A 22386-nucleotide genomic window follows, 5' to 3' on the forward strand; every position below is an offset into this window, starting at 1 on the left:
AACATAACTGTTTTAGTAGTTATGCTGAATATCTGCTTAAATTTATTGAAGCATTAAAATCTCTATCAATTACTGCTCCACATTCTTCACAGATATAAGTTCTTTCAGATAGTGATAACTTAGTCTTTTTATGTCCACATTTACTACATATCTTTGATGATGGATACCATTTATCAGCTTCAATAAATTCAATTCCATAAAATTCACATTTATATTGAAGTTGCTTTTTAAACTCATATAAGCATTGCTTAGCTATAGCTTTAGATAAATGTTTATTTTTCATCATACCTTTAATATTAAGTGTTTCCATAACTACTTTTGATGGTTTGGTTTTCACTATTTTAGTAGTTGTTTGGTGTAAGTGGTTATTCCTAATATTAGATAATCTTCTATGAAGTAATCTAATTTGCTTTTCAAGTTTTATAATGTTGCTAGTTTTGACGAACTTCCTCCCTTCTTTATTTAACTCATATTTTTTAGATATTTTACGTTGCAACCTACGTAATCTTTTTTCTAATTTCTTAACCAATCTTGTTTTATTAATATTTTTAAAAGTCATTCCATTTGAGCATATAGCAAGATCTTTAATTCCAACATCTATGCCTATACTCTCATTAGTTAACTCTAATATTTGATTTTCTTTTTCTATACCTACAGATAAATACCAATACTTACCGTCAAAACTTACTCTTGGATTATTATATTTAACATTCATAGGTATTTGTTCTGATGTTTTAACCCAACCCACTTTTTCAATAAGAACCTGTTTGGGTTTAACTTTTAGTTTTATATTGTCATTATAGAATGATGGTCTGCTTTTCTTTCTGCTTTTAAATCTTGGCTTATCTGCTAACCCTTTAAAAAATCTTTTATAAGCATTACAGGCATCTTTTACAGCTTGTTTTGCTATATTGTTAGATACTTCATTAAGCCAACTTAATTCCTTTTTCTTTAGTTGAGTTATTTCTTTTCTTAAATCACCATGTTTAATAAATTTACCACCATTTTTATAATTTTCTTCTTGTTTATTAAGTGTCCAATTATATATAAATCTTGCAGTGCCAACTGATTTCCAAAGTTCTTGTTCCTGACCTATGTTTGGGCTAATCCTAGTTTTCTTTGACAGTATCATCTTTCAATAACTCCTTAATCATTTTCTTAGCTTTATTTGCTCTTTTGCCTTGCAACCTACAACTAAAAACTGTAACAATTTGAATTAAATCCTCAACTAATTCCTGTTCTTCGGTCTTTTCAGTATTATCTATAATTTCAATAGTAGTTCCATATTTGTTACATAGGTTTTCTATAATTTCAAAACCAAACCTTAACAATCTATCTTTATATAAAATCACTATCTTTTCAACTTCTGAATTAGTTATCATATCTATTAGTTGATTTAATCCTTTTTTATTGTAATTAATTCCACTACCTATATCAGTAATAACATCAAAAGAATATCCTTTTGCGATCATATATGTTTTAACATTTTCAATTTGTCTTTCTAAATTGTCTTTTTGCTTATTACTTGATACTCTACAATATCCTATTACCTTTTTAGTTTTAGTTTCAATACCTTTAATTCCTAAAAAATGATTAAGTTGCTCCTGTGAATAATATCTATATCCCGTTGGGGAAACATGATGTGGTTTTAATATATCTTTTTTATCCCACTCTCTTAATGTTTGAGAATTTTTACCTATAAATTTTGCAAATTCTCCTATTGAATAATATTTCACTTATATCACCTCTTGAATTTATTATAATACAAACATTATATAAATTCAATATAGTAATATAAACTTCTATAATGTTTTCTTAACTGTCATTATCCCTCTTTAATATACTAGTTTAATACTATTATATTAATAACAAACATAATAATCAATGGTATTTACGAAAATATCGTATATATTAACTATTATACACTTGTTTTTATGAATATATTCTTATTATATTAGTTTAAATCGTATTATATAAAATTCTCTACTGTGAAATTTCAATAAAACTTAAAATAAAAAATCAAACTTTTAATCTATAATTATTTTCCTTTCCAACTATTTAAACAGTATAATCTTTTGCCATTTCAATTATCCTGCTTCCTATAGCTTCATCAAAATCTAGGAGCCTTTCTACGGCAAATTCAGAACTAACTATTATAAGTTCTATAATTAATTATTTCAAACATTGTATTTGTATCAGATTCATTTATTTAACCTTAAATAAATGATCTATAAGAAGAATCCTTGACCTTCTATACTTTGATAAAACCTTTCTAAATTTATTTCTTATATTTATAAATGGTTGTTATAAAAGTTTATGTAACAAAAATCTTTCAAGAAAATATTTTAATAGTATGAGGATAAATTAGGAGGTTTACAGGGTTCAGAAAATTATATAAATAATTATAATGAAATATATTTAATTAATACCTATATAAATTTTGGGGGTGGATTTTTAATGAAAGTTGTAGTTATAGGTGGCGGTTGGGCTGGATGTTCCGCAGCTATTTGCGCTAAGAAAGCTGGAGCTGATGTTAGTCTTTTTGAAAAAACAGATTTACTTTTAGGATTAGGTAATGTTGGTGGAATAATGAGGAATAACGGTAGGTTTACTGCTGCAGAAGAACTTATTGCTTTAGGAGCTGGTGACTTAATAAATATAACAGATGAAAACAGTAGACATAAGAACATAGATTTTCCTGGTCATAAACATGCGTGGCTTTACGATGTGAACAAAATAGAACCTGCTGTAAAAGATCATATGCTAAATATGGGAATAGATATTAACCTTACTTGTAGAATAGTTGATGTAGAAAAAGATAATGATAAATTAAAAGGCATATATATGTCTGATGGAAATTATGTAGAAGGGGATGTATTTATAGAAACCACCGGTTCTACTGGACCAATGGGTAATTGTTTAAGATATGGTAATGGATGTTCTATGTGCATTTTAAGATGTCCTGCCTTTGGCCCTAGGGTAAGTTTAACATCAAGAGCTGGTATAGAGGATTTTCAAGGGGAAAGAGAAGATGATTTGTTAGGTGCATTTAGTGGTTCCTGTAAGCTCGCTAAAGAAACCATGTCTGATGAATTAGTAAAAGAGCTGGATGAAACTGGAGTCCTAGTTTTAAAAGTGCCAAAAGAAGATATAAACCTCGATAAATTAAAGATGAAGGTTTGTCAACAATATGCTTTAAAGGAATTTGCAGAAAATATAGTAATTCTGGATACTGGTCATGCAAAATTGATGACATCTTACTACCCTTTAGAAAAGTTAAGAAAAATAAAGGGATTAGAAAAAGTAAAATATATTGATCCTTATGCGGGTGGTAAAGGAAATTCCATAAGATATTTATCCGTAGCTCCAAGAACAAATGATATGAAAGTAAAAGGATTAAAAAATCTTTTTGTTGGTGGAGAGAAAAGCGGTTTATTCGTTGGTCATACAGAAGCCATGGCCACAGGCAGTTTAGCTGGTCATAATGCTGTTAGATACTGCTTAGGTATGCCATTATTAATCTTACCAAGAAGTATTGCTCTAGGTGATTTAATATCATATGCTAATGAAAAACTTTATTCAAAGGAAGGGAGAAAAAATAGATATACTTTCGCCGGTGCAGAATACTTCAAGAAAATGGTAGAAGAAAACTTGTATACTACAGATAAAGATGAAATAAAGAAAAAAGTTTCAAAGTTAAATTTAGAAAATGCTTTATCTCAAAGACTTATATAAAATTTTAGGAGCCATTTCATTATGGCTCCTTTTAAAACCCTATATGTTAAAACAAATAATTTTTTCATAATATAATTAAATTTAGGTTCTTTTACCCATAAAAATACTCCCCTTTGTAGTAGCAGATTTTACTTTTAATCTATCTACCTTAAAGAGGAGCATATTACTTTTTAAATTGTATATTCTATATAATATACTTTCAGAAAACTACTTCATTAAAAGTCTATTACACCATAATTTTATATATTTCTAATTATAAATTTCATCTTTCACTAATAACCTTCAACTCTATCTAAACCTAAGAATTTTATTTATACATTTATTTCTGATTTTTCTCCCAACATTTCTTTATTTTTTTCTAATATTGGATCTACTGCTTCTTTTATAAAATCTATTACTTGGCCTTCTGCTCTTCCTGTGAATTTTTTAGGATCTATTAAAGATAATATTTCTTCTTTAGTTAGTCCAAAGGATTTATCTTCTATAATTCTGTCTATTAAATCATTTGACAATCCTTCTTGTTTAACCCTTCTTGCAGCTTCCATAGAATGAGTTCTTATTACTTCATGAAGTTCCTGTCTGTCTCCACCCTTTTTAACGGCTTCCATCATTATATTTTCTGTGGCCATAAATGGTAATTCTCTTTTTACATTACTTTCTATAACTTTTTCATATACCACCATATTTTCTGATATATTCATATACAATTTCAACACTCCATCTAATGCTAAGAAAGCTTCTGCTATAGATATTCTTTTATTAGCAGAATCATCCAATGTTCTTTCAAACCACTGTGTAGAAGCTGTTATAGCTGGATTTAAAGCATCTACTATAACATATCTTGCTAAAGATCCCATTCTTTCTGATCTCATTGGGTTTCTCTTATAAGCCATAGCAGATGAACCTATTTGATTTTTTTCAAAAGGTTCTTCCATTTCTTTCATACTTTGAAGTAATCTTAAATCATTACTAAATTTATAAGCACTTTGAGCTATTTCTGATAATGTATTTAATATAATGGAATCAATTTTTCTTGAATAAGTTTGGCCTGTTACCATAAACTCTTTTGAAAAGCCCATTTTTTCTGCTACTTTTTTATCTAGAGTTTTTACTTTATTTTCATCTCCATCGAACAATTCCATAAAACTTGCCTGGGTTCCAGTAGTTCCTTTAACCCCTCTAAATCTTAAAGTATCTATGACAAATTCTAATTGCTCTAGATCTAAAAGTAAATCCTGCATCCAAAGTGTAGCTCTTTTACCTACTGTAGTAAGTTGAGCTGGTTGAAGATGAGTAAATCCTAAAGTTGCTACATGTTTATATTCTAATGCAAATTTTTTTAAATTATTTATAACATTTATAACTTTTTTCTTTATTACTATCATAGCTTCTTTCATGATTATTAAATCTGTATTGTCGCCTACATAGCAACTAGTTGCACCTAAATGTATTATTCCCTTTGCTTTAGAACATTGTACACCATAAGCGTATACATGGCTCATAACATCATGACGTACTTCTTTCTCTCTTTGCTCTGCTACTTCATAATTTATATCATCTATGTATTTTTTTAATTCATTTATTTGTTCTTCTGTAATATTAAGCCCCAATTCTTTTTCACTTTCTGCTAGGGCTACCCATAATTTTCTCCAAGTTTTAAAATTCATTTCATCTGAAAATAAATAACTCATTTCCTTAGATGAATATCTCTTATTTAATGGATTATTATAAATATCTCTCATTACCTTCTCCTCCATACGCACTTTATGTATACATATTTTTTATTCATTCATATTATAGCATATGTTATAATGTTTTTTCAATTTTATATTCGTGTTTTACAATGATAACTATGTATATTACTATCTTTAAGATTTAATAATATATCATTAAAATATAATTTTAAATTCATTAATGCTATTTATTAAAATCTTTTTGTTCTATTTTTTTATACAGTTAATATAATTTATTAAGATATATTTAAAGGAGTGGATTTCATGTATAAATTAAGTCTCATAGATAAGATTTCTTTTATATTAGTTATTATTGGAGCTATTAATTGGGGACTGGTAGGATTATGCAATCTTAATTTAGTAGGTATAATATTTGGGGAACCTGCACAATTTGTAGGAAGATTAATCTATATATTAATTGGAATGGCTGGAATTAATATGATACTATTTCTTCTTAAAACAAAAGGATCTTTAAAACATAAATAAAAGGCTCCCCAAAAGAGCCCTTAATTTTTATTCCAATGTATTTATTAGTTTTGATATTTCTTCTATAGCTAGAGTTTCATCATCACCAGAAGCTACTAATTTTATTTTTGCTCCACTTGTAACTCCTAATGAAAGGACTCCTATAAGGCTCTTTATGTTTGCTTTTTTACCATTGAATTCAATAGATAAATCTGATTTAAATGATGAAGCCTTTTTTACTAATAAAGTTGCTGGTCTTGCATGTAATCCAGTTGAACTGTTTACTGTTAATTCTCTTTCTAACATTTTATCCACCTCTTTTATAAATTCTCTATTTGTTTAAAAACATATAAATATACATATGGTATTATACCATTTTTTTCTACAGTTTTCAACAGTTTTCATGTATCATTTATATATATATAATGATACTAATTAAGTTTTTTTATGAAATTTTCTATTCTATCTAGTCCTTTTTGTATGTTTTCCATAGATGTAGCATAAGACAATCTTATAAAATTACTATCTCCAAAAGCTATTCCTGGAACTACTGCTACATTTTCTTCTTGTAATAATATTTTTGAAAAACTTATAGAGTCTTCTATAGTATTACCTCTTAGATTTTTTCCAATGATCTTTGAAATATTAATCATTACATAGAAAGCTCCCTTAGGATTTATTGAAGACAAATTACTTATAGAATTTACTTTTTTCACCATATAGTCTCTTCTTTTCTTAAACTCAACTATCATATTTCTAACCTGAGTTTTATCTCCTCTAAGAGCTTCTAATGAGGCATATTGAGCTATTGAATTTGGATTAGATGTAGTATGGCTTTGTATATTACTCATCACCTTTATTATATCCAAAGGTCCTGCTGCATATCCTATTCTCCATCCTGTCATTGAATAAGATTTAGACATACCATTTATTACTACAGTCCTATTAAAAGCATCTTCTGATAAACTTGCTATGCTTATATGTTTTTCTTCTCCATACACTAACATTTCATATATTTCATCAGCTATTATTAATAAATTATGTTTTTTTGCAAAAATAGCTAAAGCTTGTAAATCCTCTTTGCTATATACTGTTCCTGTAGGATTATTTGGACTATTTATTATAATAGCTTTTGTTTTATCTGTTACTTTTTTTTCTAATTCTCCTATTTCATACTTAAATTGATTTTCTTCTCTTGTATCAACAAATACAGGTACTCCACCATATAATTTTATAAGTTCTGGATAACTTACCCAATAAGGTTTAGCTATTAAAACTTGGTCTTCTTCATTTAATATAGCCTGAAATAAATTTGAAAGGCATTGCTTTGCTCCATTACTCACTATTATTTCACTAGTTTCATAATTTAAACCATTATCTTTTTTAAATTTCTCTACTATAGCTTGTTTTAATTCCATTATTCCTGAAGCTGCTGTATATTTAGTATGACCTTTTTCTATAGCATCCATAGCTGCTTTTTGTATATTTTCTGGTGTATTAAAATCTGGTTCCCCTGCCCCAAATCCTATAACGTCTATACCTTCAGCTTTCATTTTTTTAGCTTTTGCAGTTATTTCTAAAGTTAAAGATGGTTCTATGTTTATTGCTTTGTTAGATAATTTCATATTTTTGCCTCCATTTTATTTATTTTAAAAAATTCAACTTCTTGCTACTAATATTACTCCTATCAATATAAATGCAACGCCTATTATTCTTATAGGGGTTATGTTTTCTTTAAAAAAGAAATAGGAACATATCATTACTAATACATAACCTAAGCTTACCATTGGATATGCATAACTTAGTTCTACTTTACTTAATACTTTTATCCATAATAAAAAACTAACTCCATAAGATATTATACCTGCCATTACTGGAAGGTTTTTTAATATAGATATTATGCTAGGGAGAAACTGTGATGGAGAAAAATTTAATACTAAATTAACTGCTCCATACTTTACTAATATTTGACCTAATGCTCCTAGAAAAACTGATGTTAATATTAAATATATCATCTTCTTATCTCCTTAAGTAGAAATATAATATGTTTAATAAGATAAACCCAAAAGTATATCATTATAAATGTCACTGGGAAAGCATATCTACCTTGACCTTCAGTAACAAAATATACAGATGTAAACATATAAAATAAAATTGTAGAGTATAAATTAAACTTATTTAATTTTTCTGTTCTTCTTTTTATTATTTGTATCAATATAAAAATGCTATATATAAATATATATATAATAGCTGGAATAAAAAATAAATTTCTTATGTTATTTGTTATAGGAAACAATAAAAATTTTACATTATCATTTATAGTAGTTACACCATGAATACTATACAATACATCATCTGACCACATATATGTATTAAAAAGTCTCTTAAATCCTAGTATAACAAATTCTTTTGGATGAGATTTTATCCATTTTTTAGCTGCTTCTTTAAGCATTTTATTTTTGCCTGTATAAGAAGCTTTTTTATATGCTTCTGTTTTAGCTATGGAATTTTCTACATCTTGTACATCCATCCATCTTCCCATGTTATTTTGGGAATTATTATTTATATAGAGTACTATACCTCCGTTATTTGATACGAATGTACGCTCTCCATTATATTTTGTATTTCTATAACTCCAAGGACTTAAACAAATTAAGGCTATTACAACTATTATTATAGCTGATTTTAAAGATTTTATAAAAGATTTTTCTTTTAATAATTCTACTAAAAATATTGCAAAAGCATATAATAGGAAAAATGGCTTTACCATAGTTGCAGCTCCTACTATTATACCTAAAATTATATATTTGTATTTTATATCACTAAAGTACAAATATGTTACTAATAAAAGTAATGTAGTAAACAATATTTCTGTACCTACAACACTATTAAAAAATATATTATTAGGGAATAGAGCAAACAAGGTAAATACTATTCTTCTATTTCTTTCTGTAATCTGAGTTTTTCTTAAAATACCTAAAAATAACACTTGTCCAAAAAAAGTAAGTACTAAATTAAATATTTTAGCTAAGGTTAAACTTGCTCCAAAAAGTTTAAAAAGTCCACCTAATACTATACTATATCCTACAGATGTGTAGGTATCTCCCCATTCTCCTCCATTGGCTATATCTATAGCTAATTTATAATAATAGTGAAAATCTGAAAAAGGCTTTGTGTCTACAATAACTACCCAAAGAATACAAAGTATCATAGATAAGCCTATTATTATTTTATAATAATTTGATTTACTACAATTATTATTTTTATCTTCACAACTACTTAAATAATTAAATTCCATTGCATTTATACACCGTCCTTAAAGTCTAAAATATATTATGGTTACTACAGATATTACCCATAATACCATATTTACTAAGAAAGGTTTGTCCTTTCCAAAGATATCTTCTGGCTTACCTCCTAAATTATGCTTAGTCATTAAATATTGATATCTAAATATACCATATAATACAAGAGGTATAGTATACATCATACTCCTGCTTTGTACTGAACTAAAAGTATATAAGCAATATGATATTAATATAGATGGAGTCACTATGGTTAGCATACTATCTATAAGTTCCACAGAATACTCTTCTAATATTTTTCTGTGACTTCCACTTTTATCTTTTAGAGTTATTATTTCACTCTTTCTTTTATTTAGAGCTAAGAATAGAGATAAAAGTATAGTACATAAAAATAGCCAAGGTGATACGGCAACCTTTGTAGCTAAGCTACCACTTTCTACTCTTAATACAAATCCAAAAGTTATAACCATAACATCTAATATAACTACGTTTTTTAATTTAAAACAATAAAGTATATTCATTACAATATATAATAAATATATGTACATTATCTTATAATCTACAAATTTATAAGAACAAAATAATACTATAAAAAGTATAACTATATTCATTATTATAGCTGTACTTTTAGATATTCTCCCACTTGGAAGAGGTCTATTTTTCTTTTCAGGATGCTTTTTGTCCTTTTCTATATCTACTATATCATTAAGTATATATATAGTAGATGAAGTTAAACAAAACAATATAAATGTTATTATGTTATTTTTTAACATGGTTTCATTTAACAAATTACCTGAAAATATTATTGCCGCGAATACGAAAAAATTTTTTATCCACTGCTTAGGTCTCATTAATGCTATAATGCCTTTTATATCCATGTTTTCCTCCTAATAAAGCTATATGTATCATTTAAAATTTATATAAATAATATTTTTTACATTGTAAAATACAACTAACATCTAATTTATCATATTTTTAGCATAAATTAAAGGGCTTGAATATAAATTCAAGCCCTTTTGTTTAATTATTCTAATTATCTTGGCTGAACTATTAATTTAATAGCAGTTCTTTCTTCGCCATCGATTTCTATATCAGTAAAGGCTGGTATACAAATTAAATCGATTCCACTTGGAGCCACAAAACCTCTTGCTATGGCCACTGCTTTAATTGCTTGATTGATAGCTCCTGCTCCTATTGCTTGTATTTCAGCAGCACCTCTTTCTCTTAGTACTCCTGCTAGGGCACCTGCTACTGAATTTGGACTTGATTTTGCTGAAACTTTTAATACTTCCATAAGTAAACCTCCTATTTTAACTTTAATTTAATAGTCTTACTTACATATATCTATTCTACAAAAAATTAAAAATTCCTTTTAAATTTTGTAAATTTTAGCAACTTATAAAACTTAAAAGGAATTTATTTTCTAATCTAATTATTTAGCATATTCAATGGCACGGGTTTCTCTGATGACATTAACTTTTATTTGACCAGGATATTCAAGTTCACTTTCTATTTGTTTAACTACATTCCTAGCCATTTCAATACAGCCAGTATCATCAAGCACCTCTGGTTTAACCATAATTCTTATTTCTCTTCCCGCTTGAATTGCATATGACTTTTCTACACCTTCACACTCGTTTGCAATTTCTTCTAATTTCTCTAGTCTCTTTATATAAGCTTCTAAAGTCTCTCTTCTAGCCCCTGGTCTTGCTGCTGATATAGCATCAGCTGCTTGAACAAGTATTGCTTCTAGAGATTGGGGTTCCATATCACCATGATGAGCTCCTATAGCATTTACTACTAAAGCAGATTCACGATATTTTTTAGCTATTTCAGATCCTATAATTGCATGTGGGCCTTCAACCTCATGGTCTACTGCCTTACCTATATCATGTAATAAACCTACTCTTTTTGCTAAAGTTGGATCGATTCCAAGCTCTGAGGCCATAAGACCTGCTAAATATGAAACTTCTATAGAATGCTTTAATACATTTTGACCATAACTTGTTCTGTACTTTAATCTACCTAATAATCTAGTTAATTCAAGATGAAGACCATGGATACCTGTCTCAAAAGTAGCCTGTTCTCCTTCTTCTTTAATACTAACTTCAACCTCTTTTTTAGCCTTTTCAACCATTTCTTCAATTCTAGCCGGATGAATTCTTCCATCCACTATTAATTTCTCTAATGCAATTCTTGCAACTTCTCTTCTAATTGGATCAAAACCAGATAATATAACTGCTTCTGGCGTATCATCTATTATTAGATCAACTCCTGTAAGCGTTTCTAATGTTCTTATATTTCTTCCTTCTCTTCCAATTATTCTTCCTTTCATTTCATCGTTAGGAAGATTAACTACATGTACTGTAGTTTCTGCAACATGGTCTGCAGCACATCTTTGGATGGCATATGTAATGATTTCTCTTGCTTTTTTGTCTGCTTCTTCCTTAGCTTTAGTTTCTATTTCTTTTATCATTACTGCAGTTTCATGTTTTACTTCTTTTTTAACTTGTTCTAATAAAAATTCTTTAGCCTGTTCTGTTGTAAGTCCTGAAATTCTCTCTAATTCTATTCTTTGCTTTTCGTGAAGGTCCTCCATATGCGTTTCCACATCTTCTATTTTCTGAAGCTTTTTATTTAAAGCTTCTTCTTTATTTTCAAGGGCCTCACTCTTTTTATCTAAAGCTTCTTCCTTTTGAATTACTCTTCTTTCAAGACGTTGGACTTCATTACGTCTTTCTCTATTTTCTCTTTCAACCTCTGCTCTTAGTTTATGAGCTTCTTCTTTAGCTTCTAATATGGCTTCTTTCTTTTTTGCCTCTGCATCCCTTTCAGCATCTTCTTTCAATCTCATAGCTTCTTTAGATGCCTCAGATAATTTTTCTTTGGCTTTTTTATCAACCACATATAAGCCTATAATCACACAAATTATCACAATAATCACTGCTGCGATTATCATATATTTTATCGGACCCATAAAACACCTCCTTTGCTTTTTCTGCTTGCCATATATAAGTAAATATGAAGCTTAGAAAAGGTGTCATATTATTCAATTGGATCATGTATGCTAAACCAGATTTTGTTTTCATTTTATATTAAAAATTTGCCATTGTCAAGTTCATATAACATTATCTGTCTGTATCTTTCATATTATTTATTGATTTTATTTATTAATTTTATTTCTTATATATGTTTTATTATATATCCTATAAAAAAAGTAGGATAAACTCCTACTTTTATCCTTCCTTATTAGCTTCTTTTTTATTCTCTACATCTACCTTTTTCACATCAACAACTGGTAAATCATATTTTTTTCTTATAGTATTTTCTATTTCTAAAGCTATGTTCATATTTTCTTTTAAAAATTGTTTTGCATTCTCTCTTCCTTGTCCTAATCTTGTATCTTTATAAGAGAACCAAGAACCACTTTTTTCAACCAATTCTTCTCGAACCCCTACATCTAATATGTTTCCAACTTTTGAAATTCCTTCATTGTACATGATATCAAATTCTGCTTTTTTAAATGGAGGAGCCACTTTATTTTTATTTATTTTTACCCTTGTTCTATTTCCTAAGATTTCATCACCTTGTTTTATAGAATCTATTCTTCTAACATCTAATCTAACAGAAGAATAGAATTTTAATGCTCTTCCACCAGGAGTAGTTTCTGGATTTCCAAACATTATGCCAACTTTTTCTCTTAATTGATTTATAAATATAGCCACACATTTAGATTTGTTTATAGAACCTGCTAATTTTCTTAAAGCCTGAGACATAAGTCTTGCTTGAAGGCCTACATGTGAATCTCCCATTTCACCTTCTATTTCTGCTCTAGGGACTAAAGCTGCTACAGAGTCTACAACTATAACATCTACTGCACCAGATCTTACTAAGGCCTCTGTAATCTCTAAAGCTTGTTCTCCTGTATCTGGTTGAGAAACTATTAGATTGTCTATATCAACACCTAAATTTCTAGCATATGATGGATCTAAAGCATGTTCTGCATCTATAAAAGCTGCTGCTCCACCTATCTTTTGCGCTTCTGCTAATATATGGAGTGCCACAGTAGTTTTACCTGAAGACTCTGGCCCATATATTTCTATTATTCTTCCTCTAGGAACTCCTCCTATACCTAATGCTATATCTAAATCTAAACTTCCTGTGGATATTGATTCTACGTTTAATCCACTATCTTCTCCAAGTTTCATTATTGAACCTTTTCCAAATTGTTTTTCTATCTGTCCCATAGCTGCTTCTATGGCTTTTAATTTTTCTGGATTAATTTTGTTTGCCAATACTGACACCAACCTTTCCCTTACCGAACTTATGTTCTTAATATAATTATATACTATTTTTTTACTATGGTCAACTTAATATATGATATAAATAAAAGCCCCCTTATAGGAACTTTTATTTAAATTATTGACAATATATTTTTTTATAAACAGAGTTCTTGACTTCAGTGGGATTTTTTACTCTCACTGAAGCTTAGAAATCGTTATCCAGGGACGTACCCGCTCTTTACTCCCACTTTGAAGAAGATAGGAGTATTAGAGCAGGTAGTCATCGGATAAACCTATTTGTCATGACTCATTACATCTTTGTTTTTAACAAAGTAATCTACACCAGATACTATAGTTATTATTATAGCTAATGCCATAGTAATATTTGTTATATTAGATATAAAGTTTATATAATTAACAAGCCAATCTCCTAATATATATATACCTTCTTTATAATTTAAATTTATAAGTGCAAATATTATTGCTACTATTTGTATTACAGTTTTAGCCTTTCCCCATTTACTAGCAGCAATGACTACTCCTTCTGCAGATGCTACACTTCTAAGACCTGTTACAGCAAATTCTCTAGCTATAATTATTATACAAGCCCATCCAGGCACTATTTGAAAATCCACTAGAGATATTAACGCTGCTGTTACTAACATTTTATCTGCTAAGGGATCCATTATTTTACCAAACCTTGTAACCTGGTTTCTACTTCTAGCTATGTATCCATCCAATTTATCCGTAGCTGAAGCTATTACAAAAACTGCGGTAGCTATTACTGTACCATAAGGTATATCTTTAACTGTTATAAATATAAGAAATATTGGTACTAAAAAAATTCTTAATATAGTTAGTTTATTTGCTAAATTCATTATAAACAACTCCTATTAAATCATATTCTAAGCTATGAGTTACTCTTACTTTAATTATATCACCAATTTTTATATTTTTATCCTTTTCAAAATAAATTTCTCCATCTATTTCTGGCGACATTTCATAGCTTCTGCCATAACACATATCTTCTTTAGTACCTTCCACTATAACCTTGTATATTTCTCCTATTTTTTCTTCATTTATAGCTTTAGATATCTTTTGTTGAAGTATCATTATTTCTTCTTCTCTTTTTTCTTTTGTATCTTCATCTATTTGCGTATCCATAATAGCCGCAGGTGTTCCTTCTTCTTTTGAATATTTAAATACACCCAGCTTATCTAATTTTATATTGGAAACAAACTCTTTAAGCTCATTAAACTCTTCTTCTGTTTCTCCTGGAAATCCTACTATTAATGAAGTTCTCAAATTAATTCCCTTTATTTCTTTTCTTAATTTATTTATTATTCCTATAATAGTTTCCTTTGTAGTTTTCCTACCCATTCTTTTTAAAACAGAATTACTTATTTGCTGTATAGGTAAATCCAGGTATTTGCACACTTTATCATTATTTTTAATTTCTTCTATAAGTTCCTCTGTTATTTCTTCTGGATAGCAATATAATAGTCTTATCCATTTTACACCTTCAATTTTAGAAATGTCTCTTAAAAGTTCATGTAAGACTTTTTTGCCATATATGTCTATGCCATACATAGTTGTATCTTGAGCTATTAATATTATTTCTTTAACACCTTGATTAACTAAATTTTCTACTTCTTTTAATATATTTTCTTTCTTTCTACTTCTATACTTTCCTCTTATGCGGGGTATAGCACAATAAGTGCAAAAATTATTACACCCTTCTGCTATTCTAACATATGCTGTATACGTTGGTGTAGTTAATATTCTATTTCCCTCATTTATTTTTGCATCACTATATTTATAATGAAAACTTTTTTCTCCGGATTTTAAGAATATCTTTATACTTTGAAGTAGCTTATCATAATCATTTACGCCTAACATAATATCCATTTCTGGAATAAGTTCTTTAAGTTCTCCTTTATATCTTTGAGTTAAACATCCAGTAACTACTAATACTTTGCAATTATGAGTTTTCTTATAGGAAGCCATTTGTAAAATAGTATCTATTGATTCTTCCTTAGCACTTTCAATGAATCCACAAGTATTTACTATTATTACCTGTGCTTCTTTAGGATCTTTTACTAGTTCTGCTTCTTCATCCAATTTGTATAGCATAAGTTCTGAATCAATTCTATTTTTATCACAACCTAAGCTAACTAATGCTACCTTTAATTTTTCCACCTATTACCCTCCTACATTTTTATATCATAACAAATATTTTAAATCTACTTAAGAAATTTTACAAGCATTAGATTGTTTCAATATTTGAAAATATTTATATATTATCTTGGAAATATTTACTGTAAGCCTCATCATTTTTATCAATTATTACCTGTCTTGGTTTATTTCCATCTCTACCAGAAATTATACCCTTAGCTTCCAATTGCTCTACTATTCTTGCTGCTCTATTATACCCTATTCTAAGCTTTCTTTGAATAAGTGATGTGGATACCTCCCCTAGCTGTACACATATTCTTATGGCTTCTTCTAAAAGTTCGTCCTCATCGCCTGCTTCTACATTTACTGCTGTATCTATTTGATCTATTATTTCTTCTCTATATTCTGCTTCTCCCTGTTTATCTTTTATAGATGAAACTACTCTTTCTACTTCTCCTTCAGATATAAAGGCTCCTTGTATTCTTGTAGGCTTAGGGGAACCTGTAGGATAAAATAGCATGTCTCCTTTTCCTAATAGCTTTTCTGCTCCAGACATATCTAATATGGTTCTAGAGTCTATGGAACTAGATACTGCAAAAGATATTCTAGAAGGTATATTAGCTTTTATTATTCCTGTTATAACATCTACTGAAGGTCTTTGTGTTGCTATAACCAAATGCATTCCTGCTGCTCTAGCCATTTGAGCTAGCCTACTTATGTAATCTTCTATATCATTTGGACATACCATCATTAAATCTGCAAGTTCGTCTATTATTATTACTACATAAGGCAATTTACTTTGTATTTTCCCCTGTTCATATAAATTATTATATCCTTCAATATTTCTAACACTATTTTCTGCAAATAGAGAATATCTCTTGGTCATTTCATTTACTGCCCAATGCAAAGCTCCTGCTGCTTTTTTAGGATCTGTAACTACTGGAATCAATAAATGTGGAATACCATTGTATATACTAAGTTCTACTACCTTTGGATCTATCATAAGTACTTTTACATTTTCTGGAGAATATTTATATAAAATACTTATTATCAACGTATTTATACATACACTTTTTCCAGAACCCGTAGCTCCTGCTATTAATAAATGAGGCATTTTTGATAAATCTGATACTACGCAAGTACCACTTATATCTTTTCCTAAAGCAAAAGCTAGTCCATCATCAAATCCCTGAAAATCATCTGCTTCTATAACTTCTCTCAAATATACTGGAGTCAATGATTTATTTGGCACTTCTATACCTACAGCTGATTTGCCTGGTATAGGGGCCTCTATTCTTACTCCTGAAGCAGCTAGATTAAGAGCTATATCATCTGCCAAGTTTACTATTTTGCTTACTTTTACTCCAGCATTAGGCTGAAGTTCAAATCTAGTAACAGAAGGGCCTCTGCTTACTTGCATAACCTTAGCTTCCACCCCAAAACTACTTAAAGTTTCTTCTAACTTATTTGCATTGTTTATAAGTTCCTTCTTATCTTCTTTATTTAGTTTTGATTGAACATTTTGTTTTAACAGTTCTAAAGCTGGGTATTTATACTCAATTTTTATATTGTTTCCTCTTTCATTAATGTTTTTACTAAGCTCTTCCTTTATGGACTCTTCTCCAACATCATCATTGATTTTTCTTGTATTTCCATTTAAAGCACTGTCTACAATATTTAGTGGTTCTTCCTTTATCTCTGAGTTTTTCATAAAATCTAATATTTTAATCTTATCCTTAATATTTCTAGCAAATCCTTTATCATTCTCTAAATCAGAAGCTACTTCTTCTTCTATGTCATTATCCATATGCTCTTTATCCTCTATGGATTTTTCTTTAACTTTTTTGTTTTTTATACTCCTTTTTACCTGTAAAGTATCTAATATAGTACTTAAAGATATTTGAAATATTAATATAAAGCTTATGATATAAACACATATAAACAATATGTAACATCCTATAGTTCCAACTAATTTATATAAAGGAACATCTATCAAATAAGAAATTATGCCTCCATGAAGCATTGTATCTTCTCTATAAAACTTTGATATACCTATCATTACATCCTGTGTACCATAACTTTTAAGCAATATCATTTGTAAAAACAAAAGTGTATTTATTGAACAAAGAACTATTCCATAAAATTTAGAGTTTAAATTTATTTTATTCTTCTTTCCTATAAAACAACAACCTGTGAATATTATCAGTATTGGAAATACTAAAGATCCTAAACCTAATACAGCTATAAGAACCCTTTTTATAAAGCTTCCTACTATTCCTGAAGCTGAGGGAGAAAACACACTAAAAAGCACAAAAATTCCTATACTTATTAGAATTATCCCTATTATATCATTATTCTTTTTCTCTCTTTTACTAGATTTAGTTCTTTTCCTTGCCATACTTTTAATTCACCTCCCAACTAGTAATGTTTAATTTAAGCTACATTTATAGATTCTACATTAAACTTTTATATCCTTTTATATTACATCAATTAAGAAACGCTCTGATTTATTATAGTAATTTAATAAAATCGCAGCTTATAATTAAAATAAAATTATATGATACATTATTTTACATTGCTCAACACATTAAAGTACCATAGGATTTATATACCCTATGGTTTTTGTTTTGCATCTATTAAATTGTTTAATTTATCTAAAGCTTCTTTTACTCCACCTACTTCATCTATAATTCCAGATTCCACCGCCTGCTTTCCTATAAGTATAGTTCCCATATCATTTAAAAGTTCATCGCTTTGTAGCATAAATTCTTTTAATTTTTCTTTGCTTACTTTAGAAGTTCTAACTATAAATTCTATTATTCTTTCTTGCATTTTGTTAAAGTATTCAAAAGTTTGAGGAACTCCTATTATTAATCCATTCATTCTTATAGGATGAACTATCATTGTAGCTGTAGGGGATATAAAAGAATAATCTGCTGATGTAGCTAATGGAACTCCTATAGAGTGTCCTCCTCCTATAACTAAAGATACTGTAGGTTTGCTTAGACTTCTTATCATTTCAGCAATAGCAAGCCCTGCCTCTACATCTCCACCTATAGTATTTAATATCATAAAAACACCTTCAACTTCCTTAGAAGTTTCTAAAGCTACTAACTGAGGAATTAAATGTTCATATCTTGTAGCCTTAGTTTGAGGTGACAAAACCATATGTCCTTCTATTTGGCCTATTATTGGAAGAACTTGAATCCTATCTACTTGCCTAGGTGGCAAATTTGTGGTCCCAAATTCTTTTATAGTATCTATCTTTTCATTCTTTTCTTTTTCATCTGTCATAAATAATTACCTCCTACCATATGCATATCTTGTGCATATGGTAGAAGTAGTATTCATAAAAATTCTATTTATATAGATTTAAAATTTATGTTGTACTTATTTTAATTTATAAATTTTTATTCTCTATATAGTTATAATATTATATATTTTAAAACTAACTTCAATATATTAGCTTCTTACTACATAATGGTTTCTTAGCTTCAGTTGAAGTATATCTGAAACTCTACTTGAAACTAAGAAGTATATTTATATACAATCTAACTTAAATTCACAATGTAGTGATTTTATGGCCTTTTCTGTATCCTTATTAGAAACTAAACACCATATAGTTGTATGGGAATCTGCAGTCTGAAGCACCTCTATATTTTCTTTTACAAGTGCTTTTAATATTTTAGCCATAACTCCAGGTATTCCTCTCATTCTACTACCTATTATAGCTATTTTACTACATTCTTGCACATATGAAAATTCTATTTCTAACTCTTTCATTATGCACTTAAACTTATTAAGATCTTTTTCATCTATAGTAAATATTTTTTCTTTAGGAAAAACATTTATAAGATCAATACTAATACAGTTTTCTGCTAATGAATTTAATAAATTATCATAATTTTTATTTCCATAATTTTTTTCACCGTTTACTATAATCTGTGTTCTATTACTCATATGAGTGATACCTGTTATAACATTATTAGGATCTCTAACACCTATATTATTTATAGTAGTACCTTTGCAATCTGTCATAGTATTTTTTATTACAAGTTTTGTATTTGATGTCATTGCAATTTCAACTGCTCTTGGGTGTATAACCTTAGCTCCTTGATCTGCAAACTGAAAGACTTCATTGTAGCTTATTTCTTTTATTAAAGAAGCATTAGAAACTATTCTAGGGTCAGCAGTCATTATACCATCTACATCTGTATATATTTCTACGCTTTCAGCGTCTAATGCTGCCCCTAAAAGTGCTGCTGTTACATCACTACCCCCTCTTCCTAAGGTAGTTATATAACCATCTTCAGTTCTTCCCTGAAAACCTGCTACTACAGGAATTTTATCTTCTTTTAATAAATTTATTATTTTATCTTTTTCTACTCTAAGTACAGAAGCATTATTAAAATTATTGTCTGTTATAATACCTGCCTGTCCTCCCATTAAAGGTACTGCAGTTACTCCTTTATTAAAAAGTTCTGAACTCATAACCACTGTGCTTATTAATTCGCCACAACCCATCAAAAGATCAGCTGCTAAGGTATTTTCTCCTAAAAAATCTTCTCCAACTAAAGATCTTAATGTATCTGTAGCATAAGGCTGACCTTTTCTTCCCATGGCAGAAACCACTACTACTGGGTAGTATCCTCCCTTTTTAGCCTTAATTATTTTATCTACTACTAAAGATCTTCTTTCGGCTGTAGATACAGATGTTCCTCCGAACTTTTGAATTAAGATTTTCATTTGTTTACCATCTCCTTAGCGGATTTTTTTTAATTCTCCCTTTTCAGCATCAATTATTATAGTCTTTGATCCTATTTTTTTCACAGAATCCCAAGATACCTCTAATAAACTTGGTTTAGAAAATAATCCAAGCTTTCCTCCTGATTCACTCAGTATTAAAAATTTTAAATATCCATCTTCATCTATTACAATATCATTGTTTCCTAGAAATCCATATTTATCTCCATCATTTACATTTATAAGTTCATATCTTTCCATATCACTATATCTTTTTATATTTTCTTCCATAATAATCCTCCCATTGCTCCTAATAATATTCATATTCAATATTATGAAAAATAGTGAGAAGTTATTACAAATTACATTATATTAATTTTGATTTAGTTTCTTTAAAAGCCCTTTTATGTTCACTCAAAATATTTTTAACATTTTCCAAATTCAATTTTTTTCCAACAAAAGCTAAATTCTTTATACCAAGTCCAAAAGTTTTGGACATTACTTCCTGCAATTTATCCTCTGTTATTTTATCTATCTTTTTCATTATTATATCTGGATCGTTTACTCTATTTAAAAATAGCACAGATTTCCCATTATTAAACATTCTTGTACTAGTACTTTCTAACCCTAATATATAGCTTCCTTTTAATTGTTCTTTAGATTTTATTAATTTTTCTTTATTTATACCTTCCTTTGAAAAATTATTTACAACCTTTTGTATTAAATCTATGGCTTCTTCTGTATAAATTGGATTTAATCCTGTATATATACTTACAGCTCCTGTATTATTAAAAGATGACATATAAGAATATATGCTATAGCATATTCCTTTTTGTTCTCTTATTTTTTGAAATAATATAGATGAGGCTCCTCCACCTAACACATTACTAAGCAGAACAAGCGGATACTGGTCAGCATTACCCATTTCTACTCCTTCAAATCCTAAACTAACATGTAGCTGTTCTATATTTTTACTTTTAAATAAATGACTATTTTCTATTTTAGGTTTAGAATAAAATGTTATGTTTTTATTTAAACCGCTACTCCAATTGCCAAAATACTTATTTATGAGTGATTCCAATTTATTTATATCAAAATTACCACATATGGATATAACAGAATTCTCCGGTATATAATATTTATTTATGTAATCTACTATGTCTTTTCTCTTAAAAGATTTTACAGTTTTTAGAGTTCCTAAAATAGGGTAGGAAATAGAATCATCTCCCCATATAGCTTTGCAGTGTAAATCTGATAATACATCTTCTGGAGAATCTTCAGTCATACTTATTTCTTCAAGTATTACTCCTTTTTCTTTTTCTATATCATCCTCTTTAAATTTACTATTAAATAACATATCAGATAATACTTCTAAAGCTAATTCAATATGAGAGTTTAGTATTTTTATGTAATAACAAGTGGCTTCTTTACCTGTAAATGCATTTATCTGTCCACCTACATCTTCTATACATTCGGCTATTTGCAGCGCACTTCTATTCTTGGTACCTTTAAACATCATATGTTCTATAAAATGAGATATGCCATTATTATCTAGCTGCTCATTTCTTGAACCATTTTCTATCCAAAGTCCTACACTTACAGATTTTACATAATCTATATTTTCTAAAACCACTCTTAGTCCGTTATCTAATGTAAATAAATTGTACACTAATTAATTCCTCCTAAGCCCTATATTTATTTCATTACAACCATTACTGAACTTCTATAAATCTATTATTATCAATTATACATTAAGTATATACTGATTTTATACAAAAGTTTGAGCTAATCACTATTACATATAACAAAATAAGTTCTTTTCTAAAGGATAACATTTGTAAAAAGCAAAATTTTCAATAACTTTATTAATACTGTTCAGATGGCTAGCATAATTATTATAAATAATCACCACCTGAACTTAACAACACTTAATAAAAAATAAAAAGG

Annotated in this window: 20 protein-coding genes and 1 pseudogene; 2 read left to right on the forward strand and 19 right to left on the reverse strand. The window is 28.5% G+C overall.

What is annotated here, in order from left to right; translation table 11 throughout:
* Window positions 1–19: 19 nt before the first annotated feature.
* The 3 genes and pseudogenes from NGI68_RS04220 to NGI68_RS04230 form a co-directional block, all read right to left on the reverse strand.
* Complete coding sequence (locus tag NGI68_RS04220) at window positions 20–1132, reverse strand: RNA-guided endonuclease InsQ/TnpB family protein (RefSeq protein WP_251860246.1); 1113 nt, start codon at window positions 1130–1132, stop codon at window positions 20–22.
* A complete protein-coding gene (locus tag NGI68_RS04225; RefSeq protein ID WP_251860247.1) occupies window positions 1110–1736 on the reverse strand; it encodes an IS607 family transposase in 627 nt (208 codons plus the stop codon). Before NGI68_RS04225 ends, NGI68_RS04220 begins: the two co-directional genes overlap by 23 nt.
* Window positions 1737–2058: 322 nt before the next feature.
* Window positions 2059–2277, reverse strand: a pseudogene (locus NGI68_RS04230) (DNA replication protein); the annotation flags it as partial.
* Window positions 2278–2457: 180 nt separating this feature from the next.
* Between NGI68_RS04230 and NGI68_RS04235 the strand changes: the two are divergent.
* Window positions 2458–3735 (forward strand): FAD-dependent oxidoreductase, encoded by a 1278-nt coding sequence (locus tag NGI68_RS04235; protein WP_251860248.1) that lies wholly within the window; start codon window positions 2458–2460, stop codon window positions 3733–3735.
* Window positions 3736–4046: 311 nt separating this feature from the next.
* Here the strand turns inward: NGI68_RS04235 and purB are convergent, their stop codons facing one another.
* Window positions 4047–5477, reverse strand: coding sequence for an adenylosuccinate lyase (gene purB / locus NGI68_RS04240; protein ID WP_251860249.1), 1431 nt, complete (start codon window positions 5475–5477; stop codon window positions 4047–4049).
* Between the two features lie 255 nt (window positions 5478–5732).
* Here purB and NGI68_RS04245 point away from each other — a divergent pair, with 255 nt between their 5' ends.
* Entirely contained in the window at window positions 5733–5954 is a 222-nt protein-coding gene (locus tag NGI68_RS04245; RefSeq protein WP_251860250.1) for a DUF378 domain-containing protein, read from the forward strand.
* A 27-nt stretch (window positions 5955–5981) separates the two neighbouring features.
* On the opposite strand, the gene NGI68_RS04250 is transcribed toward NGI68_RS04245, so the two are convergent.
* The 15 genes from NGI68_RS04250 to NGI68_RS04320 form a co-directional block, all read right to left on the reverse strand.
* Window positions 5982–6239: an HPr family phosphocarrier protein gene (locus tag NGI68_RS04250; RefSeq protein ID WP_251860251.1), complete on the reverse strand. Its 258-nt coding sequence runs from the start codon at window positions 6237–6239 to the stop codon at window positions 5982–5984.
* Window positions 6240–6364: 125 nt separating this feature from the next.
* Window positions 6365–7558 carry a pyridoxal phosphate-dependent aminotransferase gene (locus NGI68_RS04255; RefSeq protein WP_251860252.1) on the reverse strand — a complete coding sequence of 398 codons (1194 nt, stop codon included), beginning with the start codon at window positions 7556–7558 and terminating at the stop codon, window positions 6365–6367.
* A 33-nt stretch (window positions 7559–7591) separates the two neighbouring features.
* A complete protein-coding gene (locus tag NGI68_RS04260; protein ID WP_251860253.1) occupies window positions 7592–7948 on the reverse strand; it encodes an SMR family transporter in 357 nt (118 codons plus the stop codon).
* Window positions 7945–9231, reverse strand: coding sequence for a hypothetical protein (locus NGI68_RS04265; protein WP_251860254.1), 1287 nt, complete (start codon window positions 9229–9231; stop codon window positions 7945–7947). The genes NGI68_RS04260 and NGI68_RS04265 overlap by 4 nt, the downstream gene beginning before the upstream one ends.
* Before the next feature lie 18 nt (window positions 9232–9249).
* Window positions 9250–10116, reverse strand: a complete 867-nt coding sequence (locus NGI68_RS04270) for a decaprenyl-phosphate phosphoribosyltransferase (RefSeq protein WP_251860255.1) — start codon at window positions 10114–10116, stop codon at window positions 9250–9252.
* A gap of 155 nt (window positions 10117–10271) precedes the next feature.
* Window positions 10272–10532 (reverse strand): stage V sporulation protein S, encoded by a 261-nt coding sequence (locus NGI68_RS04275; RefSeq protein ID WP_003362540.1) that lies wholly within the window; start codon window positions 10530–10532, stop codon window positions 10272–10274.
* Between the two features lie 138 nt (window positions 10533–10670).
* Window positions 10671–12215 (reverse strand): ribonuclease Y, encoded by a 1545-nt coding sequence (rny, locus tag NGI68_RS04280; protein ID WP_251860256.1) that lies wholly within the window; start codon window positions 12213–12215, stop codon window positions 10671–10673.
* 259 nt (window positions 12216–12474) lie between these two features.
* A complete protein-coding gene (recA, locus tag NGI68_RS04285; RefSeq protein ID WP_286010080.1) occupies window positions 12475–13542 on the reverse strand; it encodes a recombinase RecA in 1068 nt (355 codons plus the stop codon).
* Between the two features lie 272 nt (window positions 13543–13814).
* A complete protein-coding gene (gene pgsA, locus NGI68_RS04290; RefSeq protein ID WP_251860257.1) occupies window positions 13815–14399 on the reverse strand; it encodes a CDP-diacylglycerol--glycerol-3-phosphate 3-phosphatidyltransferase in 585 nt (194 codons plus the stop codon).
* Window positions 14383–15720, reverse strand: coding sequence for a 30S ribosomal protein S12 methylthiotransferase RimO (gene rimO / locus NGI68_RS04295; protein ID WP_251860258.1), 1338 nt, complete (start codon window positions 15718–15720; stop codon window positions 14383–14385). Before rimO ends, pgsA begins: the two co-directional genes overlap by 17 nt.
* Before the next feature lie 94 nt (window positions 15721–15814).
* Window positions 15815–18094, reverse strand: coding sequence for an FtsK/SpoIIIE family DNA translocase (locus NGI68_RS04300; protein WP_251860259.1), 2280 nt, complete (start codon window positions 18092–18094; stop codon window positions 15815–15817).
* A 215-nt stretch (window positions 18095–18309) separates the two neighbouring features.
* Window positions 18310–18990 (reverse strand): ClpP family protease, encoded by a 681-nt coding sequence (locus NGI68_RS04305; RefSeq protein ID WP_251860260.1) that lies wholly within the window; start codon window positions 18988–18990, stop codon window positions 18310–18312.
* Window positions 18991–19236: 246 nt separating this feature from the next.
* Window positions 19237–20442, reverse strand: a complete 1206-nt coding sequence (dapG, locus tag NGI68_RS04310) for an aspartate kinase (RefSeq protein WP_251860261.1) — start codon at window positions 20440–20442, stop codon at window positions 19237–19239.
* A gap of 15 nt (window positions 20443–20457) precedes the next feature.
* Window positions 20458–20730, reverse strand: coding sequence for a YlmC/YmxH family sporulation protein (locus NGI68_RS04315; protein ID WP_251860262.1), 273 nt, complete (start codon window positions 20728–20730; stop codon window positions 20458–20460).
* A gap of 76 nt (window positions 20731–20806) precedes the next feature.
* Complete coding sequence (locus NGI68_RS04320) at window positions 20807–22108, reverse strand: M16 family metallopeptidase (RefSeq protein WP_251860263.1); 1302 nt, start codon at window positions 22106–22108, stop codon at window positions 20807–20809.
* Between the last annotated feature and the right edge of the window lie 278 nt (window positions 22109–22386).

It is taken from the genome of Clostridium sp. Marseille-Q2269 (assembly GCF_943736985.1).
Lineage (GTDB): Bacteria > Bacillota > Clostridia > Clostridiales > Clostridiaceae > Clostridium_F.